The 25399-nt window shown below is 67.7% G+C and carries 22 protein-coding genes; 11 read left to right on the forward strand and 11 right to left on the reverse strand.

The window, feature by feature from the left end; genetic code table 11:
• Positions 1-3: 3 nt before the first annotated feature.
• On the reverse strand, positions 4-1335 hold the full coding sequence (locus F817_RS0103565) for a sulfite oxidase (protein ID WP_024326361.1): 1332 nt from the start codon (positions 1333-1335) through the stop codon (positions 4-6).
• Between the two features lie 330 nt (positions 1336-1665).
• Between F817_RS0103565 and F817_RS0103570 the strand changes: the two genes are divergently transcribed.
• Entirely contained in the window at positions 1666-2403 is a 738-nt protein-coding gene (locus F817_RS0103570) for an FKBP-type peptidyl-prolyl cis-trans isomerase (RefSeq protein ID WP_029681022.1), read from the forward strand.
• 2 nt (positions 2404-2405) lie between these two features.
• On the opposite strand, the gene scpB is transcribed toward F817_RS0103570, so the two are convergent.
• Genes scpB through F817_RS0103595 form a run of 5 tightly spaced genes read right to left on the reverse strand, consistent with a single transcriptional unit; the run spans position 2406 to position 7304 of the window.
• The gene (gene scpB, locus F817_RS0103575; protein ID WP_029681023.1) at positions 2406-3110 is read right to left on the reverse strand and encodes an SMC-Scp complex subunit ScpB; all 705 of its coding nucleotides are present in this window, start codon (positions 3108-3110) and stop codon (positions 2406-2408) included.
• Between the two features lie 11 nt (positions 3111-3121).
• Positions 3122-3991 carry a ScpA family protein gene (locus F817_RS0103580; protein ID WP_024326364.1) on the reverse strand — a complete coding sequence of 290 codons (870 nt, stop codon included), beginning with the start codon at positions 3989-3991 and terminating at the stop codon, positions 3122-3124.
• A 3-nt stretch (positions 3992-3994) separates the two neighbouring features.
• Positions 3995-5215 carry a tryptophan--tRNA ligase gene (locus F817_RS0103585; RefSeq protein WP_024326365.1) on the reverse strand — a complete coding sequence of 407 codons (1221 nt, stop codon included), beginning with the start codon at positions 5213-5215 and terminating at the stop codon, positions 3995-3997.
• Between the two features lie 56 nt (positions 5216-5271).
• Positions 5272-6639 (reverse strand): DUF945 family protein, encoded by a 1368-nt coding sequence (locus F817_RS0103590; RefSeq protein WP_024326366.1) that lies wholly within the window; start codon positions 6637-6639, stop codon positions 5272-5274.
• A 50-nt stretch (positions 6640-6689) separates the two neighbouring features.
• Positions 6690-7304: an L-threonylcarbamoyladenylate synthase gene (locus F817_RS0103595; RefSeq protein WP_024326367.1), complete on the reverse strand. Its 615-nt coding sequence runs from the start codon at positions 7302-7304 to the stop codon at positions 6690-6692.
• 412 nt (positions 7305-7716) lie between these two features.
• Here F817_RS0103595 and F817_RS0103600 point away from each other — a divergent pair, with 412 nt between their 5' ends.
• Positions 7717-8013, forward strand: a complete 297-nt coding sequence (locus F817_RS0103600) for a YciI family protein (protein WP_024326368.1) — start codon at positions 7717-7719, stop codon at positions 8011-8013.
• On the forward strand, positions 8013-8870 hold the full coding sequence (locus tag F817_RS0103605) for a peptidylprolyl isomerase (protein WP_024326369.1): 858 nt from the start codon (positions 8013-8015) through the stop codon (positions 8868-8870). Before F817_RS0103600 ends, F817_RS0103605 begins: the two co-directional genes overlap by 1 nt.
• A 27-nt stretch (positions 8871-8897) precedes the next feature.
• Here the strand turns inward: F817_RS0103605 and F817_RS0103610 are convergent, their stop codons facing one another.
• Complete coding sequence (locus F817_RS0103610) at positions 8898-9452, reverse strand: copper chaperone PCu(A)C (protein ID WP_024326370.1); 555 nt, start codon at positions 9450-9452, stop codon at positions 8898-8900.
• A 186-nt stretch (positions 9453-9638) separates the two neighbouring features.
• Here F817_RS0103610 and F817_RS0103615 point away from each other — a divergent pair, with 186 nt between their 5' ends.
• The 4 genes from F817_RS0103615 (at position 9639) to F817_RS0103630 (ending at position 14990) form a co-directional block, all read left to right on the forward strand.
• Positions 9639-10895 (forward strand): efflux RND transporter periplasmic adaptor subunit, encoded by a 1257-nt coding sequence (locus F817_RS0103615; RefSeq protein WP_024326371.1) that lies wholly within the window; start codon positions 9639-9641, stop codon positions 10893-10895.
• Entirely contained in the window at positions 10892-14080 is a 3189-nt protein-coding gene (locus tag F817_RS0103620) for an efflux RND transporter permease subunit (protein WP_024326372.1), read from the forward strand. Before F817_RS0103615 ends, F817_RS0103620 begins: the two co-directional genes overlap by 4 nt.
• 409 nt (positions 14081-14489) lie before the next feature.
• Positions 14490-14675 (forward strand): addiction module protein, encoded by a 186-nt coding sequence (locus tag F817_RS0103625; protein ID WP_024326373.1) that lies wholly within the window; start codon positions 14490-14492, stop codon positions 14673-14675.
• 9 nt (positions 14676-14684) lie between these two features.
• Positions 14685-14990, forward strand: a complete 306-nt coding sequence (locus F817_RS0103630) for a type II toxin-antitoxin system RelE/ParE family toxin (RefSeq protein ID WP_024326374.1) — start codon at positions 14685-14687, stop codon at positions 14988-14990.
• A gap of 223 nt (positions 14991-15213) precedes the next feature.
• Here the strand turns inward: F817_RS0103630 and F817_RS0103635 are convergent, their stop codons facing one another.
• Both F817_RS0103635 and F817_RS0103640 read right to left on the reverse strand, forming a co-directional pair.
• On the reverse strand, positions 15214-16545 hold the full coding sequence (locus F817_RS0103635) for an MFS transporter (RefSeq protein WP_024326375.1): 1332 nt from the start codon (positions 16543-16545) through the stop codon (positions 15214-15216).
• Between the two features lie 43 nt (positions 16546-16588).
• Complete coding sequence (locus F817_RS0103640) at positions 16589-17215, reverse strand: TIGR02281 family clan AA aspartic protease (protein ID WP_081644446.1); 627 nt, start codon at positions 17213-17215, stop codon at positions 16589-16591.
• 170 nt (positions 17216-17385) lie between these two features.
• Here F817_RS0103640 and F817_RS0103645 point away from each other — a divergent pair, with 170 nt between their 5' ends.
• From F817_RS0103645 to ispG, 3 genes are all read left to right on the forward strand, one after another.
• Positions 17386-18240: a hypothetical protein gene (locus F817_RS0103645; RefSeq protein WP_024326377.1), complete on the forward strand. Its 855-nt coding sequence runs from the start codon at positions 17386-17388 to the stop codon at positions 18238-18240.
• A gap of 93 nt (positions 18241-18333) precedes the next feature.
• Positions 18334-19425 carry a hypothetical protein gene (locus F817_RS0103650; RefSeq protein WP_024326378.1) on the forward strand — a complete coding sequence of 364 codons (1092 nt, stop codon included), beginning with the start codon at positions 18334-18336 and terminating at the stop codon, positions 19423-19425.
• 295 nt (positions 19426-19720) lie between these two features.
• Positions 19721-20947 (forward strand): flavodoxin-dependent (E)-4-hydroxy-3-methylbut-2-enyl-diphosphate synthase, encoded by a 1227-nt coding sequence (ispG, locus tag F817_RS0103655; RefSeq protein ID WP_024326379.1) that lies wholly within the window; start codon positions 19721-19723, stop codon positions 20945-20947.
• A 315-nt stretch (positions 20948-21262) separates the two neighbouring features.
• On the opposite strand, the gene F817_RS0103660 is transcribed toward ispG, so the two are convergent.
• Together F817_RS0103660 and F817_RS0103665 are read right to left on the reverse strand one after the other, a co-directional pair.
• Positions 21263-22828, reverse strand: coding sequence for a PAS domain-containing methyl-accepting chemotaxis protein (locus F817_RS0103660; RefSeq protein WP_024326380.1), 1566 nt, complete (start codon positions 22826-22828; stop codon positions 21263-21265).
• A gap of 223 nt (positions 22829-23051) precedes the next feature.
• Entirely contained in the window at positions 23052-24431 is a 1380-nt protein-coding gene (locus tag F817_RS0103665; RefSeq protein ID WP_024326381.1) for an HDOD domain-containing protein, read from the reverse strand.
• A gap of 113 nt (positions 24432-24544) precedes the next feature.
• Here F817_RS0103665 and motA point away from each other — a divergent pair, with 113 nt between their 5' ends.
• Positions 24545-25399 (forward strand): flagellar motor stator protein MotA, encoded by an 855-nt coding sequence (gene motA, locus F817_RS0103670; protein ID WP_024326382.1) that lies wholly within the window; start codon positions 24545-24547, stop codon positions 25397-25399.

Below are 25399 nucleotides of genomic sequence, written 5' to 3' on the forward strand. Positions count from 1 at the left end.
TCCTTAGGCTTTGACTCGGACATCAATGTGGTGGGCCTTGTTGTTGCCGTAACCCCGCGGGTTCCAGCCCGGCAGCACCATCGGCTGACGATCGCCCTTGCTGTTGGTGGCCACGGCCCACACCTGATGGAAACCGGGTTCGGAGAACTCGATGTCCGCCTCCCAGGTCTGCCAGGCAAACTTGTTCACCGGACGCTTCAGGTCGGCCTTCTGCCAGGTCACCCCGAAGTCGGTCGAGACATGGAGCTCCTCGACATCGCCATAGCCATCCCAGGCCTTGCCCGCGACCTTCAGCGTGCTGCCAACGGAGGTCTCGGCACCGGTCTCGGGATAGGTGATCAGCGACTTCACCGGCATTTCCTCGAGGACGACCATGTCCTCGTTCGGCACGTCGGCACCCGGCTCCACCGGATGACGCGGTACGCGATAGCTGTGGCCGGTCATGCCCTGACCGTCATGCTCGCGATCACGGACGAGGATCTCGGTCAGCCACTTGCCGCTGGCGGAACCCGGGAAGCCGGGCGTGATCAGCCGCAGCGGATAGCCGTGCTGCTCGGGGATATCCTCGTCGTTCATCGCCCAGACGATCAGGGTCTCGTCCTCCAGGGCCTTGCGCATCGGGCAGCCACGCGACAGCGCATCCAGGTCATCGCGGCCGCTCAGGTGGGCATCGCCCGCCTTGTATCCAATATACACGGCCTTGTCCGCGTCATAGCCGACATCGTCCAGCACATCGCGCAGGCGCACACCGGTCCAGGTCGGGCAGCCGACCGCACCGAGATCCCACTGGTTACCACGCGGGGACGGCTCGAACGCGGCACGCCCGTTGCCGCCACACTCGATCCAGATTTGCAGGGTGTGGTGCTCGAACTTCTCCTTGAGGTCCGCGATGGTATAGGACTTCTCTCCATTCGCCGCTTCGCCGTGGACCGTCAGGGTCCATGCGGATGCGTCGATGCCGGCCTTCTCCGGTGGCACACCGTTGTTGCGGATGAACATGTTGGGAAACGGGGTGACTTCGTCGTGCAGCAGGTGCGGCGGCAGCTCGCCGTTGATGGGGCGGTCGTTCAGCCAGATAAAGCCATCCACCTTGCCATCGACGTGGAAGCCCTCGATGCCGGCGGCCACGGCGCTGGACAGGGTGCTGCGGTTGAACAGGGTCTGCATGGCGGTTTCCGCACCCAGACCAAACACGGCAAGGGCGGCACCGCCCTTGCCCAGATTGCCCAGGAAGCTCCGGCGGGCGGCACCCGTCTCGGTCAGCTCCCCGGTTTCCTTGATCTCTTGTTCGGACTTGTTGGCCTGGTCGGAACGTTCGTTCTTGTGGTCAGTCATTTGCCAGCCTCCGGCTTGTACTCGGAACGAAATTGCATGTGCTGTCCCTCTCTCCCTGGGACAGCTGAATAAGGTTTTAGTACATCCCGTAAAAGCCTGCAATAAAAGTTCGGTATTTTTTACACAATCCAGAATACCGCTTCTAACGCCTGTATTCGGACCGAGTAATACGGTGTAGAATGCCGGCATCAAAAGAACCCCCAACCGGCTGACATTAAAGGGTTATCGAAATCCTTTAATATTAGAGGACGCTACATAATGAAAACCGATATTCATCGTTTCGCATATGCCGCCGTTGTTATATTCTCGACCGCCCTGGGTGGGGCGCTAATGACAGCAGGAACGGCCAGCGCGGAATCGGCCGCTTCCATCGAGATTCACGAGGTTGAACGTGGGGAGGGTCCAGAGATCGTTCGCCACGACACGGCGATCCTCCATTACACCGGCCGTCTGGAGGAGGATGGCACCGTGTTCGACTCGAGCCGCGAATCCGGCGCCCCGTTCGCGCTGACCATCGGCACGGGCCAGGTCATCCCCGGCTTCGAGCAGGGCGTGACGGGCATGCGCGAGGGCGGCAAACGGGAGATCGTCATCCCGCCGGAACTGGGCTATGGCGAGCGCGGGGCCGGCAACATCATCCCGTCCAACGCGACCCTGCGCTTCGAGGTGGAAATCCTCGACGTCGAACGCGCGCCCTTCAGCGCGCTGGACAACGAGGGGCTCGCCGAGAAGATTGACGAGGGCGCGACCATCGTCGATATCCGCCGCCCGGACGAGTGGGCGGAGACCGGTGTGATCGAGGGAAGCCATCGCATTACCGCCTTCGACGAGGACGGCGAACTCCATCCGGACTTCGGCCGGCAGTTCACGGACCTGGTCAAGCCCGACGAGGAAGTCGTGCTGATCTGCCGCGTAGGCAACCGCACCGGCGCCCTCGCCCGGGCCCTGGCCGACGGCCTCGGTTACGAGAACATCTACAACGTAACCGACGGCATCATGGAATGGCTGGCCGACGACCGCCTGGTGCAGCACGACTGCCCGGAGGCCACCGAAACGGCCCAGTGCTGAGCTCAGAATGAGCGCGTCGGGGCTGCCGGCTCCGGGTCGGCATTCCCGTCATCGAAATCGAGACTCTGGTTCGCGCCCGGACCGGCGTCTTCTTTCGGGTCCGGCGGCGCCAGGCTCAGCCCGGCATCCGAGGCCACGTCCGCCAGATCGCGGATCTGATCCAGCGGCGGCAGCTCCTCCAGGCGCTTGAGGCCCAGGTCATCCAGGAAGGCACGGGTGGTCGCGTACAACGCGGGGCGGCCCGGTACCTCCTTGTGCCCCACCACGCGCACCCACTCGCGCTCCTGCAGGGTTCGCATGATCCCGGAGCTGACGGCGACGCCGCGCACCGCCTCGATCTCGGCGCGGGTAACCGGCTGGCGGTAGGCAATGATCGCGAGGGTCTCCAGCAGGGCCCGGGACAGGCGCGCCGGGCGCTCCGGCTGGGCCGCCTGCACCGTCGCGGAGAAGCGCGCGCGCACCCGGAAGCGGTAGCCTCCGGCGGAGCGCACCAGCTCGATGGCACGATCCTGGTAGCGTTCCTGCAACCGGCCCAGCGCCTGCTCGAGCAACGCCTGGTCGACCTCGCCCAGGTCCTCGCAGGCCGCCTTCAGGTCCCGGGTGGCGACGGGTTCGGCAGCCGCGAACAGCACCGCTTCCAGCGCCAGTTCAACCGCCCGCAGCTGCTCGTCGTCCACGCCCGCAGGGGGCGTGCGCTGATCCACCATGGTCGATTCGCTCACGCCGGTTCTCCCCTTTCGTCGTCCACAGGCGTCCCGCGCCGGCGCAACCGGATGGGGCTGTAGGGTTCGCTCTGGCCCCACTCGACCAGGCCGGCCTTGGTCAGCTCCAGCACCGCGAGAAACGATACCACCACGCCCTGGCGGCCCTCGGCCGCCATCAGCAGGGCCACGAAGTCGGTGAAGCGCTCCGGGTGAAGGCTGTCGAGGATACTGGACATGCGCTCGCGCACCGACAGCTGCTCGGTGGAGACATGGTGATGCGCCATCAGGCTGGCGCGGTGCATCACCGCGGCCAGGGCCTCCATCAGCTCATCCATCGTCGGGGCCGGGGGCGCTGGCCCCTCCAGCGCCTCGATACTGGCGCCGGCGGCGAACACGTCGCGATCCATGCGCGGCAGGGCATCCAGGCGCTCGGCGGCGGTCTTGAACTGTTCGTATTCCTGCAACTGGCGGATCAGGGCCATGCGCGGATCGGAATCGTCCTCCGCCTCGGCCTCCTTCGGCCGTGGCAGCAGCATGCGCGACTTGATCTCGGCCAGCAGCGCGGCCATCACCAGATATTCGCCGGCCAGTTCCAGGCGCAGGGCCCGCATCACCTCGATATAGGCCATGTACTGGCGGGTGATCTCGGCGATGGGAATCGCGAGGATGTCGAGGTTCTGTCGCCGGATCAGGTACAGCAGCAGGTCGAGCGGCCCCTCAAAGGAATCGAGAAAAACCTCCAGGGCATCGGGCGGGATGTAGAGGTCGGCCGGCAGCTCCGCCACCGGCTCGCCATGGACGCGATAAAGCACCTCCCCGTCCGCGCCGGTCTCTGCCGTCGCGGACGGGTCGGGGGCTGCGTTCAGTTCATCGCGCGGGTCCATCACTCATCGCAGGTAGTCCAGCCCCATCGCGCGGCGCACTTCCTCCAACGTCTCGCGGGCCTCCTCGCGGGCCGCTTCGGAGCCCTCGACGATGATGGAGCGGACCAGCGCCGGGTCCTCGGCGTATTCCTTCGCCCGCTGCTGGATGGGCTCCAGTTCTGCCTGCACCGCCTCGATCAGGGGCCGCTTGCAGTCCAGGCAGCCGATGCCGGCCGTGGTACAGCCGGCATGCAGCTCCTCGCGGCGGCTGGCGTCGGTGTAGACCTTGTGCAGGTCCCAGACCGGGCACTTTTCCGGATCGCCCGGATCGGTGCGCCGCACCCGCGCCGGGTCCGTGGGCATGGTGCGGATCAGGCTCTCCACCTCGGCCGGCTCGGTGCGCAGGCTGATGGTGTTGCCATAGCTCTTGGACATCTTGCGCCCGTCCAGCCCCGGCATCTTCGAGGCCGGGGTCAGGCGTGCCTGCGGCTCCGGCAGGATGATCTTGCCGCCCCCCTCGAGGTAGCCGAACAGGCGTTCGCGATCGCCCAGCGAGATATTCTGCTGCGACTCGAGCATCGCCCGGGCCACCTCCAGTGCCTCGTCCTCGCCCTGCTCCTGGAAACGCTTGCGCAGGTCGCGGTAGCGCTTGGCGGCCTTCTTGCCCATCTTGTCGGCGGCGGCCTCGGCCTTCTCGGCAAAGCCCGGCTCGCGGCCGTAGAGGTGATTGAAGCGTCGCGCAATCTCGCGCGTGACCTCCAGGTGCGAGACCTGGTCCTCGCCCACCGGGACCATGCCGGCGCGGTAGGCCAGCACGTCGGCGCTCTGCAGCACGGGATAGCCGAGGAAGCCATAGGTGGCCAGGTCCTTCTCGCGCAGCTGCTCCTGCTGATCCTTCCAGGTCGGCACGCGTTCCAGCCAGCCAAGCGGGGTGATCATCGACAGCAACAGGTGCAGCTCGGCATGCTCCGGCACGCGCGACTGCACGAACAGCGTGGCGGAACCCGGGCTGACCCCGGCGGCGAGCCAGTCGATGACCATCTCGGTCACGTGCTGCTGGAGGTCGCCCGGGTCCTCGTAATGGGTGGTCAGCGCATGCCAGTCGGCCACGAAGAAGAAGCACTCGTAATTGTGCTGCAGCTCGATCCAGTTCTTCAGCACACCGTGGTAATGGCCCAGATGCAGGCGCCCGGTGGGCCGCATGCCGGAGAGTACACGCTGGTTGCTACCCTGATTACTGCTCACGGAATCAATCCCTTCCTTCGGAAAAATACGGACGCAGCCACGCCCGGTCAGTCGTCTCAGAACATGCCGCCGGAGAAGGCAAACAGCATGGCCAGCAACATCGCGGTGCGATCCACGTCGTTGATGTGCACGCGGCCGTCCGCCATCGCCAGGGTGCCGTGCCAGTGCCCGGCCTCGGCATCCCGGCGCAGCCATCCATCCGCGGCCAGCGCATGCAGCTGTGCGTCCAGGTCGATATCGGGATACGCGGCGTCGAATTCGGCCACCCATTCCAGCCCGAGACGCAGCTCGCTGTCCAGCCGCAGGGTCTCCAGCGGGCGAGTGGCGAAGGATTGCTGTGTTCCGTGCAGGCCCAGCTCGGCATCCAGCGCGAGCTGGCGCGGCGGCTCATCGTTGAGGGAGGCCTTGAGTTCGATCGCCGGACGGTGCTCGATCATCCCGCCCAGCGCATCGATCATCGCCGAACCAATCAGGGCGTTGCGCTGCTCGTCCTCGATACCCCGCGCGTCGATCGACTCCAGCTCGGCCAGAAGCCGCAACAGGCTGGGGCGGTCCCAGCGCAGGATACCGGCCTGCAAATCCAGGGCCGTCAGCGTCAGCGCATCCCCGCTGCCGTCATCCACGCGGGCATGATCGACCTGCAGGCGCAGGCGCGAGTCCATGCGGTCGTTGTTCGTTTGCTGGAAGGCGTCCAGGCGCGGACGCTCCACCCGCAGGCGGGTCGCATCGCCCTCGCGCAGTTCGACCACGGAGGCTGCCAGGCCACCCTCGTAGTCCGGCAGGCGCCCGAAGACCCCGTCGGCGTCGGCCTCGAAGACCGTGGCATAGCGGGCATCGCGCGCGTCCCAGGTGAAGGCATCATCCGACAGCCGCAGCTCCGGCACATCCAGGCTGACGAGGATCTGCTCGGCCGACCAGGCGAAACGCCCCTGGCCCGCCGCCAGGTCCAGCCATAGCGGGCCGCCCACCGTGGCGGGGTGTTCGGCCACCTCGGGTACCTTCATCAGGTCCATGCGCAGGTCGTCGAACGCGATGCGCGTGGTCACGCCCCCGCCGAGCCCCGCCCGTGAATGCACCTGCAGGTTGAGTGAACGCAGCAGGTGGCCGATCAGCGAATCCGCCGGCGCCGCGAGGGTGTCCAGATCGACGAACGAATCGCCGCGCGCGCCCAGCAGGCCATGCCGTACGTCATGCACCAGTGGAATCTCGAAGCGGCCGTCGGGGTCCTCCAGGATCAGCCGGCTGCGGCCGCTGGCCCCCAGGTAGCCGCGCTCGTATTCGAGCATCTCGTGGCGCAGGTGCACCTCGCCCACCTGGGCCTCGTGCATCTCCGCGACGGTCCCTTCCACCTGCTTGCCAACCACCCACGGCCAGACGGCGGCGAGCGCGAGCACGACCACTGCCAGAACCAGCCACTTACGCATTGCGCCTCCCTGCGGCCGTGCCGCTTCGCGGGCCCCGGCCTCGACCGGGGCTATTCATCCAGGAATCCCACATCGCCCAGACCGTGCCGGATTACATCGGGCGCGTCGCCGGTCAGGTCGAGCACGCTGGTCGCCTCCAGGGTCCCGGCACCGCCATCGACCACCAGATCCACCACCTTTCCGAGACGATCCTCGATCTCCCAGGGTTCGCTCAGCGGGTTTTCGTCCCCGGGGAGTTGCAGGGTCGCGGACATCAGCGGCGAACCCAGCTCCTGCAGCAGCGCCGACAGGATCGGGCTCGCCGGCACGCGCATACCGATCGTACGGCGCTTGGGGTGCTGCAGGCGTCGCGGAACCTCGCGGGTCGCGGGCAGGATGAACGTGTACGGGCCCGGCGTGAGGGCCTTCATCAGCCGAAAGGCGGTGTTGTCGACCTTCGCGTAGACGCCCAGCTCCGACAGATCGCGACACAGCAGGGTCAGGTGATGGGTCTCATCCACCTGGCGGATACGGCGAATCCGGTCCGCCCCGGTCTTGTCCCCCGGCAGGCAGGCCAGCGCATAGCAGGCATCCGTCGGCAAGGCGATCACGGCCCCTTCCTGGAGACGGTCCAGGACCTGCCGAATCAGCCGGGGCTGGGGATTGTCAGGGTGGATCGAAATCATGGAACGTGTCGGCGCGGTGATCGGCTGCGCAGTGTAGCGCATCCACCGGCACGCCCATAAGAACGAGCCCTTAAGGAGACGCTGATTGAATCGCGCGCTCGCGCTCGAGTCGCTTTTGCGTGCGAACAAGGCGCGGTGACTGCCGTGCAGTCACTCTGCACAAGGGAGCCGCAACGCCGTGCGCGCGCAAAAGCGGCCGAGCCCCTGCTTTGAATGGTTTGTGGGGTTGGTGCCCCCTGTTCTCCGATCCTGCGTTGCGCCGCTTGCGGGTAGAACCACTACCCGCTGCTCGACGCGCCTTGTCTCGGAAAACAGGGGGCACCAACGCGAGCGCGCGATTCAATCAGCGTCTCCTTAACGGCATCCGGCCACCGACATCGCTAGAATGATGCCCTTACCAAGGAGAATGCCGATGCTGTACATGATCCAGGGCGAGGATGCCCCCGACTCGCTGGATGCGCGGCTCGCCGCGCGTCCGGAACACGTCGCCCGACTGCAGGCCCTGCGCGACGACGGACGGCTGGTCCTGGCCGGTCCCTTTCCCGCCATCGACAGTGACGACCCGGGCCCGGCCGGTTTCACCGGCAGCCTGATCGTCGCGGAATTCCCGTCGCTGGAGGCCGCACGCGAGTGGGCCGACGCCGACCCCTACGTGGCGGCCGGCGTGTACAGCGTGGTCGACGTGCGACCGTTCAAGCAGGTGTTCTGATGCGACTTAATCCCCTGACCACGACCCTCGGCTCCCTGGTATTCGCGGGCCTGCTCGCCGCCTGCGACACGCAGGAAACGCCCACGCCGGAGACCGGCCCGGACGGGATCGCCGCGGATACCGGCGACGTCGATACCGTCGCCATCGTCAACGGCGAGCCGATCACCCGCGCCGATCTGTTCACCTATTCCGGCATGGACGAAGACCCGGGTCTGGCCGATGGCGACGGGACGCTGGAGGAACTGATCAGCCTCGAGCTGCTGCGCCAGGAGGCGGTGGAACGCGGGCTGGACACCGATGCGGAGACCCGGCGCATCCTGCGCATGGTGGAGACCAACCTGCTGGCCTCGCTGTTGATGGATCGCATCACCGCGGATCTGGAGATCACCCGGGACGACCTCGAGGCGGAATACGAACGCCAGGTCGCGCAAATGCGCGGCACCGAATACCGCGCCCGCCACATCCTGGTCGAGGAGGCGGAACAGGCCCGCGAACTCCTGGCGGAACTGGAGGACGGCGCGGACTTTGCCGAACTGGCCGAGGCCCACTCCATCGACCCCGGCTCGGCCGCCCGCGGCGGCGAGCTGGGCTGGTTTGCCCCCGGGCAGATGGTCCCCGCTTTCAGCGACGCCACCGTCGCACTGGAGACGGGCGAGACCACCGCCGAACCGGTGGAGAGCCGTTTTGGCTGGCACATCATCCGTCTCGAGGAGACCCGTGACACGCCGGTCCCCGAGCTGGACGAGGTGCGCGCGGAACTGGTCGAGATTCTCGAAAGCCGCGCCATCCAGGAGTATCTGGAGGCGCTGCGCGAAGACGCCAACGTCGAGATTCCGACCCGCCCCGCCAACCAGTAAGGACGCCTTGCGGGGCGCCCGCAGACATCAGTGCCCGTGCTGCCCGTGTTCGGGGTCCATGGGGTGCGTATCGTCGTCCATCATGTGCCCTCGGGAGTGACTGTCACTGGACCCTTCGCCCCGTTGCACCCGGGCGTGGATCTCCATGGTCCCGCCATCGTCGAACTCGAGGATCACGGGGATCCAGTCGCCCGCCGTCAGCGGCTCGTGCAGGCGGATGAACATCAGGTGCAGGCCACCCGGCTCCAGCAACAGGCGCTCGCCCGCCGGGATCTCCAGTCCGTCGACCTGGCGCATGCGCATCACCCCGTCCACGTGGGCGTGCTCGTGCAACTCCACCACCTCGGAAATCGGTGCGTCTGCGGCCACGATGCGGTAGTCCCGCTCGCCGTGGTTGCGGAGCACGAAGTACCCCCCCGTCATGTCGCCCGGCATCAGGCGTATCCAGGGTGTGCCCTCCATCTCCAGGCCTTCGCGACACTCACAGATCTGCGGCTCGTCGGCCGCCAGCGGGGCCGCAAACCCGCTCGCCAGAAGGCCGGACACCAGGAGACCGCCCAGAAACCGCTTGGATCGCTTCATCACCTTTATCCTCATTTAAGCAAAACGTAATATTGGCACAACAGAGACCCACCGCAACCGCCGCGGTTCCCTTACAAATCCCAGTGGTAAGATAACGCCCGCGGCGGGAACCTCCGCCCCGCACGCACCTCCAAGCGTCGGGTCATGCCCGGCCCGCAAAGTTGCCGAGCCACAATCGAGACGTCCATGCCGCGCGCCCTACGCCGAGCCATTCTCCCCGTCCTGATCCTCGCCATCGCGGTGGTGGGCTTCATGGTCCTGCGCGCGACCGGGCCCGAGGCCCCGCCGCCCGAGGCAGGGGAGCGCACCTGGCCCGTACAGGGCCTGACCGCCGAGCCCGGGACGCACCGGCCGGGGGTCATCCTGAACGGGCGCACCCGCTCCGCCCGTGACGCGCTACTGCGCGCTGCGGTGGAAGGCGAGATCGAGGCCGTGCCGGCACGCGCCGGGCAGCGCGTGGCCTCCGGCGACACCCTCGTGCGGATCGACCCGCGCGAGGCCCGGCTCCTGCTGGACCAGCGCGAAGCCGAACGGCGGGAGCTGGAAGGAGCGGTCGAGAGCGAGGACCTGCGGGCCCGCTTCGACCGCGAGGCCCTGCAGCGCGAGCGCGAACTGCTGGCCATTGCCCAGCGCGGCCTGGAGCGCGCCCGTGACCTGCGCGAGCGCAATCTCGGCTCCGAATCCGATGTCGATGCCGCCCGCGAGCGACTGCAGCAGGCCAGTATCACCGTGGACAGTCGCGAGCAGGCCGTGGCCGATGCCCCGATGCGCAAGGCCCAGGCCGAGGCGCGCCTGGCGCGTGCCCGCGCCGCTGAATCCCAGGCCGAGATCGACCTGGAGCGCACCACCATCCGCGCCCCGTTCGATGCCCGCATCGTGGAGGTCGAGGTCGCCGGTGGCGAGCGCGCCCGTCCCGGAGACCCGCTGCTGCGACTGTTCGCGGTGGATGACCTGGAGATTCGTGCCAGCCTCCCGGAACACCTGGTGGCCCGTGTGGAGGCCCTCCTGCAGGCGGGCACCACCCTGCCCGCCCGGGCGACGGTCGGCGGTCACGAGATCGAGACCCAACTGGCGCGCCTGGAGGGCGAGACCCGCACCGGCGACGCCGGGATGCGCGGGGTGTTCGAGGTGCGCTCCGGGGGCGAGCAACTCCCCCTGAACCGCTTTGTCGAGCTGCGCCTCGAACTGCCCGAGGAGCCCGACAGCCTGGCGGTGCCTTTCGAGGCACTGTTTGGTCGCGACCGGGTATTCCGCGTGGTCGACGGGCGCCTGGAGTCGCTGCCGGTCGAGCGCCTTGGCGATTTCATCGACGCGGACGGCAACACCCTGGCCCTGATCCGCAGCGACGCCATTCGCGCTGGCGACACCCTGATCGCCACCCGCCTGCCGAATGCCGTGGACGGCCTGCGGGTCGAGGTTGAAGAACAGGATTCCGGCCGATGAGCGAATCGGAGACCGGCAGCGCGCCGGAATCCGGGCAGCCCATGCCTGGTGGCGGCGCGCAGGAGCACGACGGGCCTCCACGCGGCCCGATCCAGCTGTTCCTGGAGCATCGCCTCGCCGCCAACCTGCTGATTGCACTGATGCTGCTGGCCGGGGCCTTTGCCCTGACCAAGCTCAACACCCAGTTCTTCCCCAACTTCGAGCTCGACTTCGTCACCGTCGAGGTGCCCTGGACCGGGGCCAGCGCGGAGGATGTCGAACGCGCCATCGTCGACCCGCTGGAGCAGGACCTGCGCACCGTCGACGGGCTGCGCAACATGACCTCCACCTCGGCGCTGGGGATCGGCGTGGTCACCATGGAGTTCGAGGCCGGGACCGACATGACCCTGGCGCTGGAGCAGGTCAACGACCGTGTGAACCAGCAGCGCAACCTGCCAGAGGCCGCCGAGACCCCGGTGGTCACCCGCATCATCCGCTACGAGCCGGTGGCGCGGTTGCTGCTGACCGGCCCCGAGGACCCGCAGCAACTGCGCATCCTCGCGCGTCAGTTCGAACGCGAACTGCTGGATGCCGGCATCGCGCGCATCGAGTTCACCGGCCTGACCGAGGACGAGATGGCCATCCAGGTGCCATCCGCAACGCTCTACCGCCTGGACATGACGCTTGCGGACATCGGCGAGCAGATCCGCGCCATGGCGCAGGACCTGCCGGCCGGCTCGGTGGGTCGCGACGACACTGCGCGCCAGATCCGCAGCCTGGAGCAGGCGCGCGACATCGTCAGCTTCGAGCGCCTGGTACTGCGCGGCGATGGCGAGCTGGGGCGCCTGACCCTGGGCGATATCGCGACCCTGGACCTGCGCCATCGCGACGGGCAGGTACGCGTCCGCGCCAACGGCCAGCGGGCGATCGAGATGCAATTGCTGCGCTCGGAGACCGGCGACTCCCTCGCCGCCGCGCAGGTGCTGGAGGACTGGCTGGCCGAAACCCGCCCCGCCCTGCCGCCAGGGGTTGATCTACAGGTCACCGATGCCTTCTGGGAGCTCCTGTCCGAGCGCATCACGCTGCTGCTGAAAAACGGTCTGGGCGGCCTGTTGCTCGTCCTGGCCATCCTGTTCCTGTTCCTCAACCGCCACATCGCCCTGCGCGTGGCACTGGGCATCCCGATCGCGTTCACCGCCGCCTTCGTGGTGCTGTGGGTGGTCGGCGGCTCGATCAACATGATCTCGCTGTTCGGCTTCATCATGTCGCTGGGGATCATCGTCGACAACGCCATCGTGGTCTCGGAACACGCCTACAGCCTGCACCAGCGCGGAATGTCGGCCAGCCGTGCCGCGCGCGACGGGGCCCGGCGCATGGTCGGCCCGGTGATCGCCGCCTCGCTGACTACGGTCGCCGCGTTCCTGCCGCTGATGCTGATCGGCGGGATCATCGGCAACATCCTGTTCGACATCCCGCTGGTGGTGATCTGCGTGATCATCGCCACCTTGCTGATCGCCTTCCTGATCCTGCCCGCCCACCTGAAGGGCGTGATGCACCGGCTCAAGCCGCCGCGCCCGGGCAGCCTGCGCGAGCGTTTCGACAACGGCTTCGAGGGCTTCCGCAACGGCGCCTTCCGCCGCGCGGTCACCGTGTCAGTCAATCATTCCGGCACCACCCTGGCGCTGGCCGTCGGCGCGCTGATCCTGGCCATCGGCCTGGCCGCCAGCGGGCGCATCGGCTTCACCTTCTTCCCGTCTCCCGAGGGCACCATCGTCAATGCCGGCGTCAACTTCGTCGCCGGTACCCCGCCGGAACGGGTGGAGGCCTTTCTGATCCACGCCGAGGAGGCCCTGGCGGAGACCGAGGAGGCCTTCGGCGGCGACCTGGTGCGCGCCTCGGTCACCCGCCTGGGACGCGGCATCGACCCCGGCGACGGCAACGCCCCGCGCGGCGACCAGTTCGGCAACATCCAGGTGGAGCTGATCTCGCCGGAGCAGCGCGAGGTCCGCAACCGCGAGTTCATCCAGGCGTGGGAAGACCGCGTCCGCCAGGCCCCGGGCATCGAGAATTTCAGCATCGACGAGCGCCAGACCGGCCCGCCCGGGCGTGACCTGGAGGTCCGCCTGACTGGCGATGATCCGCATGTGCTGAAGAACGCGGCCCTGGAACTGGCGGAGATCTTCGACGACTTCGCCGGCACCTTCGCCACCAACGACGACACCCCGTTCGGGCGCGAGCAGCTGGTATTCCAGGTCAAGCCGGAGGGCCGCGCCCTGGGCCTGACCACTGAATCGGTCGGCGCCCAGCTGCGCGACGCCTATGACGGCCACCTGGCCCAGCTCTACCAGGACGGGCTGGAGGAGGTCGAGGTGCGCGTGCGCCTGCCGGACCACGAACGCCATTCCAGCGAGAGCCTGGAGCGGCTGAACCTGCGCCTGCCGAGCGGCGAGTTCGTGCCGCTGGGCAGCGTGGTCGATCTGCGTTCGCGCCAGGGCTTCGAGACCCTGCGCCATGCCGATACCCGGCTGGCCATCCAGGTCTCCACCGAGGTCGACCGCAGCGTGAACAACGCCGCGCGCATCCGCGCCGCGCTGGAGGACGGCCCGCTGGACGACCTCGCGGCACGCTACGGCATCGAGTATTCCTTCGAGGGGCGCGCCGCCGACCAGGCCGAGACCTTCGCCGACATGCGCACGGGCCTGATCCTGGCGCTGGGGCTGATGTACCTCACCCTGGCCTGGGTGTTCGGCTCCTGGGGCTGGCCACTGATCGTGATGGCGATCATCCCGTTCGGCATCCTCGGCGCCCTGCTCGGACACTGGATCCTGAACGTGGAGCTGACCATCCTGTCGCTGTTCGGCCTGTTCGGCCTGACCGGCATCGTGGTCAACAACTCGATCATCCTGGTGAGCTTCTACCAGGGCCTGCGCGAGGCCGGACTGGCCCTGCAGGAGGCGATCGTCGAAGCCGCCTGCCAGCGCCTGCGCGCGGTGATCCTGACCTCGGTCACCACCATCGCCGGCCTGACGCCGCTGCTGTTCGAACGCTCGGTCCAGGCCCAGTTCCTGATCCCGATGGCGATCTCCATCGTCTTCGGCCTGGCCATCGCCACCGTGCTGGTGCTGTTCGTGATCCCCGCGCTGCTACGCCTCTACGAGGGTCGCTTCGACCGCGGCGCCAGCACCACCCACCACGCCACCGAATAGCCCTCCGCGCCCACCCGTGGCTTTGTACTCCCGCCACGAAGCGCACGAAGAAGGGCCAAGTCAAGGTCAAGGGCGGGTTGCACCACATAGGGCACGGAGAAATGCGATGGCGGGCCAGGGGGCCGAAAAGCTGGGGCGAGAAGAACGGTGAGTGGTCCAGTCAGACCAGTGGCGGGCATTGATGCGCTTCCTTTGCGCTCCACGGCATCCTGCCCGGTTCGAAACTGTCTTCGATTTTCTCTGTGTACGCCGTGTCCTCTGTGGTGCAATCGCCCTTCGTCGTGCCTTCGTGCGCTTCGTGGTTGATCAAACGAGACCGGCCCGACGGCGTGTACTCAGCCGACGGGCTATACTGGATTCGTATGTTTCAAGGGAGTTACACGTGACTGCATCCCTCGCTCTCGACCAGATGACCACGACCGAAAAGCTCCGTGCCATGGAAGAGCTGTGGGAAGACCTGGCGCGCAATCCCGCGGATATCCCCGTCCCGGACTGGCATCGCGAGGTACTGGAGCAGCGCCAGGCGTCCGCGGCCAGCGGCGACGCCCGATTCCATCCCTGGGGCGACGTCAAGCAACGCCTGCGCAACAGGTAACCCTCTGCCTTGCGCTTGATCGAACTCCTCGACGCGGCGGAAGAGGACCTGGCCCGAGGGGCTGCCTTCTACGCCTCCCGGTCCCCGGGGCTGGGCGAGTACTTCCTCGATGCCCTCTTTTCCGACATCGACTCCCTGCTCCTGTACGCCGGCGTGCACGAGGAACATCATGGTTTCCATCGTCTGCTTTCCCGCCGCTTCCCCTTCGCGATCTACTATCGGGTCGATGACGAAATCATCCGCGTCTACGCCATCCTCGATTGCCGCCAGGCCCCGGGTCATCTCGCCACACGCCTGAGCGATCCAGACGAGTAACCCGGCTTTTCAACGAAGGAGGTCAAGGGCGGTTACAGGAAGGCTGGAAGACAAGAAGGATGATCGGGATGTGAGCCCTGGCGGGCGACTCGATACACCCCCGGTGTGCCTGTCATACACTCGACGACTTAACCCCGTCCCCCTTCCGATCTTCGCGTCTTCCTGTCGACGCCCTTGACCTTGACCTGGCCCTTCTTCGTGTCTTCGTGCGCTTCGTGGTGAATCAAACCGCGGCAGCACGGCGGCGGTCGGCGAGGCGGATGGGGATGGACGCCAGCAGCCCGGCGAGGAACAGGAACAGGCAGAACAGGATGGCGTTCTCGAGGCCCAGCCAGACCTGGAGCAGCCCGATGCCGAGCAGGCCGAAGATCGCCGCGGCCTTGGACGCCAGCCCCCAGAACCCGAACCAGCGCCCGGCCTCGCGCGCCGGGACCATCAGCGCCACCAGGGCACGTCCGGCGGACTGCGCCGAACCGAGGCAAAGCCCGGCCAGGATGCCGACGCCGAGGAACACCATCTGCGCCTCCACCGGTCGTCCCAGCAGCACGCTCAGCCACTGGGCGATGGTCGGCGTGGCGAAGATCGCCAGCACCGCCAATGCCCAAAGCACCAGCGTGATTCGATAGATGCGCACCGGCCCCGCGCGGTCCTGCAGGAACCCGAAGCCCACGGCACCGATCACCGCGGTGATCTGGGTCACCACGAACATCATCACGCGTGTCGGCTCGTCCCACTGAATCACCTGCGAGCCGTAGATGAAGGTGAAGGCGATGATGATGTAGATCCCGGCCATCACGAAGAAGATGGAGACAAACAATGCGCGCAGGTCGCGGCGCTCACCCAGCGTGACCAGCGAGGCCTTGACCCGCTTCCAGCCCAGCCCCAGCTGGACGTTGCGCGCCATGCGTCGCCGGGTGCCGCGTTCCTTCAGGAACAGGAAGGTCGGCAGCGCCGAGACCAGGAAGAACGCGGCGGCGAACGGCCCGACCCATCGGATGCGCTCGAAATTCTCCGCGCTCACCTCGCCCAGAAGCCCCAGGGCAAAGGCCGTCGCCACCAGCCCGCCGATATACCCGAGCCCCCAGCCCAGCCCCGAGATCCAGCCGAGCTTTTCCGGTGGCCCCAGGTCGGGCAGGAAGCTGGCGATGAAGGACTCGCCGATGGCATAGCCGAAGTTCGAGGCGATGATCAGCGCCATGCCGAAGAACACCAGCCCCGGCTCGACGAAGTACAGCAACGCGGTGGTGATGATCGTCAGCACCCACGAGGCAGCGAGGAAGCGCTTGCGCGAGGCGGTGGCATCCATGATCGCCCCGGCAAACGGGGCGGCCACGATCACCATCGCGTAGCTGACCGCCAGGGCCACGCTCCACAACAGGTTACCGAGGCGATAATCCGGGGCATCGCCGACAATCACCCGCGTAAACAGGTCGCCGAAGATCACCGTGATGATCAGCAGGGTGTAGGCCTGGTTGGCAAAGTCGAACATCGCCCAGCCGAAGATCTCGCGGCGCGGGGCGGGGGCGTTGTCCGGGTAGCGCCGAATCAGCGGCATGCAGGGTTTCCGGGGATCATGAAGGGACTCATGCTAACGCAGCTCAGCGTTCCCGGATCACCAGCGCATCGCCATCGGTCTCGACCACGAAATGCTCGAGGAAGCTGCGACCCAGGCGGGAACGCGGCAGGTCACGGTCCGGCAGCACGATCGCACTGACCCCCGCACGCTGCAGCGCGCCGACCCGAACCTGTTCGACGCGGACACGCTGGCCCTGGCGCGTACCGCGCTCGCTCCGGAAGCGCACCGACCGACCCTGGTCGGCATCGACCCCGGCCCGTTCGGCATCCGTGGCCCGCAACAGGACGGCATCCGCCTGCGGATCCACGACGAGCGTGACGGCAATCCCGTTCAGCCCGGCGGTCAGCGCGTGGTCGCCGCGCGAATCCCGGTGCACCCGAACCTCGGCGGCTTCCTTCGCCGAGGTGTCCGGGCGCGGCGGAGCGACCCTTGGCTGCACCCGCAACTCGCGCTGCTCGCCGTCGAGTTCCACCCAGGCCGCCCCTGGTCGCGTGCGCAGGACGCGCACACCGCCCGGCCCAGTCTCTCCGCTGGCGACCACGGCCCGCTCGTCCCCCACCGACAGCACCGCACGGTCCCCGAACACCGCGTGCAGGCGCAGCTCCTCCGCCGCCAGCGGGGCCGGCCAGGCCAGCACCAGCCAGGCCATCAAGCCCAATGCAGCGGACGAAGACCCGCACGGGTCAGATCGCAATCGCATCATGCCGCCCTTATAGCGCATCCGGCTGAACGAAACCCGAACACCCCGCGAGACACCGCTCCACGGGGCTTGCCCGCCGCCTGCTACCATCAGGACGTGCACATCCCCGTGGAGCCCCCGTGTCCCCATCCTCCCCGACCACCGAATCCAGCCCGCTCCCGACGCGGCACATCGCCCTGCGCCATGCCTTCACCCTGACGCTGCTGGTGATCGGACTATGGCTGATGCACATGAACCTGCGGGTCCTGCCCGAGGCCGGGGTGATGGCGCTGTGGATCGGTGTCACCCTGCTGATCGCCCAAGGCGGCTTCCGGCGCCACCGGGTACGGCGCGCGGCCTTCCTGCGCGGCTACCTGGAGCCGACCAGCCAATGGCCTCGCCGCCTGCGGGGCGGGCCGCTGATGGCCCTGCGTCACCTGATCATCGGCGCGCTGCTGGGCGGACTGCTGCTGATCACCCTCGCGCGCATCCCGACCCAGGAGGTCTGGGCCGCCCTGCTGGTCGCCGGCTTCGCGCTGGTGATCAGCGAGGCCCTGTTCGCCCGCCTGCTGCGCGGCCATGCCCATCCGCAGTTCGCCCCGGAACTGGTCCGCCGCGGGGCCCTGCGGCTCACGGGCCTGCTGCTGATCGTCGCCCTGCTGGTGCTGGCTCTGCAGGCCCGCTACCCCGACCTGACCGGCGCCACCCTGGAACAGGCCGTGTGGTTCCTGGTGCACCACGAGGCCGCGCGCAGCCATCTGCTCGAGGCCGGGCTGCAGCTGGCCGCGACGCAGGATGCCCTGCGCCTGTGGCTGGGCCAGCAGTGGTTCCCGCAGGGCGTGAAATCCCTGCCGGCCCTGCTTGGCTGGCTACTGGTACTCGCGGAACAGGCGTTCCTGGCGGCCGGCTTCCTGCTGCTGGCCAACGGCCTGCTGCCGCTGCGGCCGACAACCGACGCCCTGGGCGACCCGCGCAACGCGCCCGTCATCGAATAGTCCGGGCCCGGGGAGACCCCTTCAGTGACCACGTTCACGCCGGCATCGCAAGCCACGGCACCAGGAAAGGCCCGGGACGGCCTCTGGCTGGTCATGATCCTGCTGGCCAGCCTCGCCCTGCTCTGGCTCGCCAGCCAGCACGAACCGCGCACCTGGGAGGGTGACCAACCGCTGACCCTGCAACTGGGCGAACAACGCTACCAGCTCGACCGCGAGCGTCTCACCGCGCTCGAGCGCTACACGCTGGAATGGCTGGAGGCCGGTGACACCGCGGCCCGGGCCCACTGGCAGGACCGCGTAGACGCGGAGCTCGCTGCCCGGTTCGAGGCCCTGCACGCCCGCGTCCCCGAGGTCGCGGACTGGTACTACTCCCTGGGCGCGGAATACGCCCGCCTGTGGCAGCGCGGCGCCCAGTGGCTGAGTGACGCCGAACCGGATGCCCCCGCGCGGATGCTGCGCGAGCGCCTGCTGCCCGAGGCGCTGTGGGAGCGCGCCCTGCAGGACCTGGCCACCCGCGTCGAATGGGGCGTGGACGAGCAACAACGCCAGGTCCGCGACGCCTGGCGTCTGGAGCTGGCCGAGCGCCTCGCGGACGCGCGCATCCCGGACCCGCCGCCGCGCGCCGGTGGGCGTTCGGCCGTCGAGACCGAACAAGGCCATGCCCTGCAAACGGCGCTGGACGTCGACCTCGAACGCTTCGACCAGCGCACCGGACTGGCCGCCACGGCCGCCGCCGGCACCGGCCTGGCGACCCCGCTGATCGCGCGTGCGGTGCAGGTCCGGCTGGCCGCCCGTGCGACGCAGACCGGGCTTGCCCGAAGCCTGGGACGCGCCGGACGCGCGGGTGCCCTTGGCGCCGGGGTCTGCGCCTGGAGCGGTCCGTTCTCGCTCGGCTGTGGCATCACGGCCGCCGGGGTCACCATCATCGGCGTGGACTGGCTGCTCCTGCGGCTGGACGAGACGCGCCACCGCGAGGACCTGGAACAGGCCCTGCACGAGGCCCTGGACGCCCTGCAGGCCGAGACCCGCCTGGCGTGGCAGCAGGCCATCGCCGAGCGCGTGGAAGCCCGGCACGCGGCCAGTCGCACCTCCGTCGAGAGCACCTTCCAGCCCTGGCGCGGACCAGGACCAACGTCGGGGGTTGCGTCCGGAGATGGCCACGGCCCCTCCGGGGCCTCGCCATGACCGGAAAACGAGCACCGTCATCGCGAGGCGCGCAGCGACGTGGCGATCTCCGAGGGTGGCCCCGGCGTCGGACCGAGGCGAAGCGTCGGGGCTGCGTCAGGAGATGGCCACGGCCCCTCCGAGGCCTCGCCATGGCGGGGAGAGGCGACATCAGCGCCAATGCCCCTGGCGTTCTGCCACACGCCCCTGCGCCCGCCAACGGGGACATTACGACTTGGGGCCTGCAGCTTCTCGGCAGTCGCGCACTGCTGCGTTACACTCCGCGCACCGTTCCCTCGCGCCCGCGCAGACCAACATGAACACGACCCCCTCCCGCCACCAGACCGTCCCCGTCCGCGTCGGCAACGTCACCGTCGGCGGCGACCACCCGGTGATGGTGCAGTCGATGACCAACACCGATACCGCCGATGCCCTGCGCACCGCCGTGCAGGTGGCGGAACTGGCACGCGCCGGTTCCGAGGTCGTACGCATCACGGTGAATTCCGAGGATGCGGCGAAGGCCGTGCCGGAGATCCGCGAGCGGCTGGAGGCCATGGGGCTGGACGTGCCGCTGGTCGGCGACTTCCACTTCAACGGCCACAAGCTCCTGACCCGATACCCGGAGTGCGCCGAGGCGCTGGCCAAGCTGCGCATCAACCCGGGCAACGTCGGGCGCGGTTCGAAACGCGACGCGCAGTACGCGGCCATGATCGAGACCGCCATCCGCTTCGAAAAGCCGGTGCGCATCGGCGTGAACTGGGGCAGCCTGGACCAGGCCCTGCTCGCACGAATGATGGACGAGAACAGCCAGCGCGCCGAACCGGCCGCGCCCGAGGCCGTGATGCAGGAGGCCCTGATCACCTCGGCGCTGGAGAGCGCGGCCGAGGCCGAGCGCATCGGCCTGCCGCATGACCGCATCATCCTGTCGGCCAAGGTCAGCGGCGTGCAGCCGCTGATCTCGGTCTACCAGGACCTGGCCGCGCGCTGCGACTATCCGCTGCACCTGGGCCTGACCGAGGCCGGTATGGGCGCCAAGGGTATCGTCGCCTCCACCGCCGCGCTGTCCGTCCTGCTGCAGCAGGGCATCGGCGACACCATCCGCATCTCGCTGACCCCGGAACCCGGCGGCGACCGCACCCGCGAGGTCCTGGTCGCCCAGGAGATCCTGCAGAGCATGGGGCTGCGCAGCTTCCTGCCGTCGGTGGTTGCCTGCCCCGGCTGCGGACGCACGTCCAGCGAATACTTCCAGCACCTGGCGCAGGACATCCAGACCTACATCCGCCACCAGATGCCCACCTGGAAGGAACGCTATCCGGGCGTGGAGGAGATGACCGTCGCGGTGATGGGCTGCGTGGTCAATGGCCCCGGCGAGAGCAAGCACGCCAACATCGGCATCTCCCTGCCCGGCACCGGCGAACAACCGGTCGCCCCGGTCTACGAGGACGGCGAGAAGACCGTTACCCTCAAGGGCGACCACATCGCCGAGGAATTCCAGGCCCGTGTCGAGGCCTACATCGAGCGCCGCTACGGCCAGACCGCGTAGCGCTCACGCGCAACACGAAGAAAAGCCAGGTCAAAAGCGCATTACAGGAAGGTTGGAAGATGGGAAGGGTTATTGAGGTGTGGGGTATTGGCTAGCGCCCCCTCTACACCCTTTGCGGTTTAACCCAATCCCTCTTCCAGTCTTCGCGTGTTCCTGTCGATCACCCCTGACCTACTTCGTGCCTACATGCGTTTCGTGGTGAAAAACCAAACCACGGCGCACCCTCCCTCGCGGTCGGTCAGAAGTAGACGCTGCAACCAGCCATCAGCAAATAGCCGCACCAGCCCGTGTCATACCCAGTAAGCGTGATCGGACTTACGTCTGTTCGAAGCGCTGGATCAGGGCCTTGAGCTCGGCGGCCTCGGCCTGCATGCGGGCGCTGGCATCGCGGGCGTGGATGGAGACCGAGCCGGTCTCGGTGGCCACGTCGTGGATCGAGGTCACGTTGCGGTTGATCTCCTCGGAGACCGCGCTTTGTTCCTCCACGGCCGTGGCGATCTGGGTGTTCATCTCGGTGATCTGGGCGACGGCCTCGCGGATGGTGGTCAGCGAGTCGCCGGCCGCCTGAGCCTTTTCCACCCCGTCGGCGGCCTGCTCCTGACTGGCGCGCATCGCGGACATTGCCTCGCGCGCACCGGACTGCAGGCTCTCGATCATGTTGCGGATGGTCACGGTCGATTCGTCGGTGCGTTGCGACAGCGAGCGCACCTCGTCGGCCACCACCGCGAAACCGCGGCCGTGTTCGCCGGCCCGGGCGGCCTCGATCGCGGCGTTCAGCGCCAGCAGGTTGGTCTGTTCCGCGATCTCGCGGATCACGCTCAGGATCTTGTCGATCTCCTCGGTGCTCGCCTCCAGCTTGCCCAGCTTCTCGGCGGTGGACTCGACCTCCGCCGCCATGCGGTTGATCACGGACACGGTATCGTTCACGACATCCTGTCCGGCCCCAGTCTCCTTCTCGGCATTGTTGGCGGCCTCGGCGGCGCGCGACGAGTTACTCGCCATCTCCTGGATGGTCGAGGTCATCTCGTTCATGGCCGTGGCGACCTGGTCGATCTCGTTTTGCTGGCGCTCGACGCCCGAGGCGGTCTGGTCGACGCTGCTGGCCATGGCATGGGCGTCGGCGTTCACCGCGTCGGCCTTGTCCTCGATTCGTCCGAGCACGGTGCGCAGCCTGGCCTCGCCAAAATGCTGCACCAGCTCCAGCGAGGCGCTGTCGTCGCGGCGCCCCGTGTAGATGGCCTCCATCACCGGGTTGTCGAACTGTGCCCGGGCCCGGTTGACCGCCTGACGGATACCGGAAGTGAACGCCAGCGACGCGATGCCGCCGGCGGCAAAGATCAATACCAGCAGACCCGCCTGCACCGTTGGCGAGGACGCCAGAAACACGACCGCCAGCGCCAGCAGGAAGCCGACGATCCAGGTCCCGGCGAGGCGGCAGGTGAGGCCGTGGTACCAGCGCCGGGCGAAGCTCCGGCCCCGGTTGATCGCGGCATACACCTTCTCCGCGCGGGCGACATGCTCGCGCTCGGGGATCGCCCGCACCGACTCGTAGCCGGTCTTGCGGCCGTGCTCGTAGGCGGGGGTCACGAAGGCGTCCACCCAGTAGTGGTCGCCGTTCTTGCGCCGGTTCTTGACGATGCCCATCCAGGCCCGGTCGGCCTTCAGGGTGTCCCACATGTTCGCGTAGGCCGCCTCCGGCATGTCCGGGTGGCGCACGATGTTGTGGGCGACACCGTCCAGTTCCTCGCAGTCGAAGCCGCTGACCTGGACGAAGTCGTCGTTGGCATACCGGATGCGTCCCTTTTCGTCGGTGGCGGAGATCAGGTCGCCGTGCTGGTCCAGCGAATACTCCGTCTGGGTGACGGGCAGGTTCTTGCGCATGTCGTACGTCCTTTTGATTGTGTTGCCGGGCCTCGGCCCGCCTGGGAGGCATTGATTGACTCGAGCGCGAACGCGCGATTCAAGTAGCGTCTCCCTGGATCAGCCATACGCCGTGGCCAATCCTTGCGAATGCTGCCGACCGTGGTCGGCCTATATACGACCCTGTACATGTATCGACCGCCACGACACATACTTGAGGCTCTCGGCCGCCTGACGCACAGGCTCATGAACCAGCGGGGCGCGCGGCGGCCACGAGGACCTTCCGGAATCCTTCCAGGGCGGTCGATGTCAGCTCCAGATCGCGCGACCGGCGGTCGGCATAGACCATACCCATCACGCGATCCCCGTCGCACAGGCGGCCCACCAGGCAGTCCACCCCGCCGGTCAGATGGCGCACGGCCGCGGGCATCTGGTCATGGATGCGCTTGCGGTCCCACCACTGCGGTGCATCGTCATCCAGCACCTGGGCCAGCGGCCCGAGGGCCGACCGGTTGATCACGAAGTGGCTGAACTCCGGTTCGTGCAACGTCCCGACCAGGTGCTCGGCGCGCAGGGTCTCGCCATCCCGGGACAAGCGGGCAAAGACCACCCGGTTCAGGCCCACGCCGAACTGCATCACCCGCAGCATCCGTCGCACGCGGGCCTCGCGATGGGTCTCCTGCTCCAGGGCGCGTAGGCCGTTCTCCAGCAGGTCGGCCCGCGGCATCAGGGCCAGGCGTGGCCGATAGCGCTCGCCCAGCCAGACCCGGCCGGGCATCTGCGGGTCCAGTGGCGCGCGATGATACACCGCGACGTCCTCGTTGAAACGCTCGATCACCGCGCCCACGCGGTCTGCGGTCTCCTTGTCCGTCAGCCCCATCAGGCCGGCCAGTAGCCCGAGGTCACGGTCGCCGCGCGCGGTATCCATGCCACGGAAGACCTGCCAGGCCACGGCACTCGCGACCATGACCTCGTAGGCCCGGTGATGCGCCGCGTTCACCGCCCGCAGGGTACCCTGCACCAGTTCCGGCAGCACCATCTCCTCCGCCATGGCACGCGACAGGTCGTCCGTCGCATACCCCAGCGCGGCATAGCTCGCCTCGTCCGGCAGGGCGCTGAGTTCCAGCATCTCGAGCAGCCGGTCCAGGCGCGGCTCGCCCTCGACCAGCAGTGCCAGCAGGCCCAGCTGATTCAGCAGGGCCGCCAGGGCGAGTTCGCCCGGTTCCGTGTCGTGGCGCTCGCGCGCGATCTCGGTCGCGATCATCGCCGCCAGCCGCGACTGCGCCGCCAGTTCACGATAGGCCTGCGGCCGCCTGACCACATCCTCGACACGCGGGGCCTCGGCCGCTTCGCGGTGGACGTTCTGCAGCCCCAGCATGGCGATCGCGTCACCGACCGAGTGCACTTCCTGGCGCAAGCCCCGGCGCGAGGCGTTGGCACGCCGGACCAGACGCAGGCTCAGGCCCGGGTCGCGTTCGGCGTAACGCGCGAGCTCGCGCAGTGAGCGATCCACCAGGGCATCCGGGTCGGCAAACACTGCATCGCTCGCCTCCAGGATGGGCCATTCCACGGCCACCAGCCGGGTGGCCTCTTCCATGTAGGGCGCGTCCTTGTCCACGGACATGCTGTACCTCGCGCGGGGGAGTCGTTATCGTTGTGCGCCTCACTATAGCAATTGCGGCAACGTGAACCTGTGCGCAAAAACCCAATTAAAGCCCACATCCCGGAACCCCATCAGTGAAGTACATCCTAGGCTTTATCATCGTGCTGGGCGGCGTATTCGGCGGCTTCGTGCTGCACGGTGGCAACATCCTGGTCATCTGGCAGCCGTACGAATACATGATCATCGGCGGGGCCGCCCTCGGCGCCTTCCTGATCGCGAACCCGTTGCGGGTCGTGATCACCGTCATGAAGTCCCTCCCCCAACTCCTGAAGGGCGGGGCGAAGTATTCGCGCGAGGACTACCTCGACCTGCTCGCGCTGATGTACAAGCTGTTCACCAAGGCCCGCAAGGAAGGCCTGATGGGCATCGAGGGCGACGTCGAGGAGCCCGAGGAGAGCGCCCTGTTCCAGGCGCATCCCCGGGTACTCAAGGACCATCACGCCGTCGAGTTCATCACCGACTACATGCGCCTGATCATCTCCGGCTCGATGAACCCGCACGAGCTGGACGCCCTGATGGACGTGGACCTGGAGACCCACCACGAGGAATCCGAGCGCCCCAGCCACGCAGTCAACCGCGTCGCGGACGCCCTGCCCGGCTTCGGTATCGTGGCCGCCGTCCTCGGCATCGTGAACACCATGGGCGCGATCGGCGGCTCGATCGAGGAGATCGGGATGAACGTGGCCGCCGCGCTGGTCGGCTCCTTCCTCGGCATCCTGCTGGCCTATGGCTTCGTCGGTCCAACCGCGGCCGCCCTGGAGTCGCGATCCCAGGAAGAAGCTAAGTTCCTCCAGTGCATCAAGGCCTGCATCCTGGCCAATGTTCAGGGGTACAGCCCGCAAGTGGCAGTGGAATTCGGGCGCAAGACCATGGAAAGCGAGATGCGCCCCGGCTTCGCCGAACTCGAGGAGCACGTGAAGGCGGCCTGA

The sequence above is a fragment of the Thioalkalivibrio sp. AKL19 genome (genome assembly GCF_000420165.1).
Taxonomy (GTDB): domain Bacteria; phylum Pseudomonadota; class Gammaproteobacteria; order Ectothiorhodospirales; family Ectothiorhodospiraceae; genus Thioalkalivibrio.

Bases quoted from the DNA above. Each gene is read 5' to 3' on its own strand.
- F817_RS0103565 (WP_024326361.1), bottom strand. From the start codon at position 1,335: ATGACTGACCACAAGAACGAACGTTCCGACCAGGCCAACAAGTCCGAA.
- F817_RS0103570 (WP_029681022.1), top strand. From the start codon at position 1,666: ATGACAGCAGGAACGGCCAGCGCGGAATCGGCCGCTTCCATCGAGATT.
- scpB (WP_029681023.1), bottom strand. From the start codon at position 3,110: ATGGTGGATCAGCGCACGCCCCCTGCGGGCGTGGACGACGAGCAGCTG.
- F817_RS0103580 (WP_024326364.1), bottom strand. From the start codon at position 3,991: ATGGACCCGCGCGATGAACTGAACGCAGCCCCCGACCCGTCCGCGACG.
- F817_RS0103590 (WP_024326366.1), bottom strand. From the start codon at position 6,639: ATGCGTAAGTGGCTGGTTCTGGCAGTGGTCGTGCTCGCGCTCGCCGCC.
- F817_RS0103595 (WP_024326367.1), bottom strand. From the start codon at position 7,304: ATGATTTCGATCCACCCTGACAATCCCCAGCCCCGGCTGATTCGGCAG.
- F817_RS0103600 (WP_024326368.1), top strand. From the start codon at position 7,717: ATGCTGTACATGATCCAGGGCGAGGATGCCCCCGACTCGCTGGATGCG.
- F817_RS0103605 (WP_024326369.1), top strand. From the start codon at position 8,013: ATGCGACTTAATCCCCTGACCACGACCCTCGGCTCCCTGGTATTCGCG.
- F817_RS0103610 (WP_024326370.1), bottom strand. From the start codon at position 9,452: ATGAAGCGATCCAAGCGGTTTCTGGGCGGTCTCCTGGTGTCCGGCCTT.
- F817_RS0103615 (WP_024326371.1), top strand. From the start codon at position 9,639: ATGCCGCGCGCCCTACGCCGAGCCATTCTCCCCGTCCTGATCCTCGCC.
- F817_RS0103620 (WP_024326372.1), top strand. From the start codon at position 10,892: ATGAGCGAATCGGAGACCGGCAGCGCGCCGGAATCCGGGCAGCCCATG.
- F817_RS0103625 (WP_024326373.1), top strand. From the start codon at position 14,490: ATGACCACGACCGAAAAGCTCCGTGCCATGGAAGAGCTGTGGGAAGAC.
- F817_RS0103635 (WP_024326375.1), bottom strand. From the start codon at position 16,545: ATGCCGCTGATTCGGCGCTACCCGGACAACGCCCCCGCCCCGCGCCGC.
- F817_RS0103640 (WP_081644446.1), bottom strand. From the start codon at position 17,215: ATGGCCTGGCTGGTGCTGGCCTGGCCGGCCCCGCTGGCGGCGGAGGAG.
- F817_RS0103650 (WP_024326378.1), top strand. From the start codon at position 18,334: ATGATCCTGCTGGCCAGCCTCGCCCTGCTCTGGCTCGCCAGCCAGCAC.
- ispG (WP_024326379.1), top strand. From the start codon at position 19,721: ATGAACACGACCCCCTCCCGCCACCAGACCGTCCCCGTCCGCGTCGGC.
- F817_RS0103660 (WP_024326380.1), bottom strand. From the start codon at position 22,828: ATGCGCAAGAACCTGCCCGTCACCCAGACGGAGTATTCGCTGGACCAG.
- F817_RS0103665 (WP_024326381.1), bottom strand. From the start codon at position 24,431: ATGTCCGTGGACAAGGACGCGCCCTACATGGAAGAGGCCACCCGGCTG.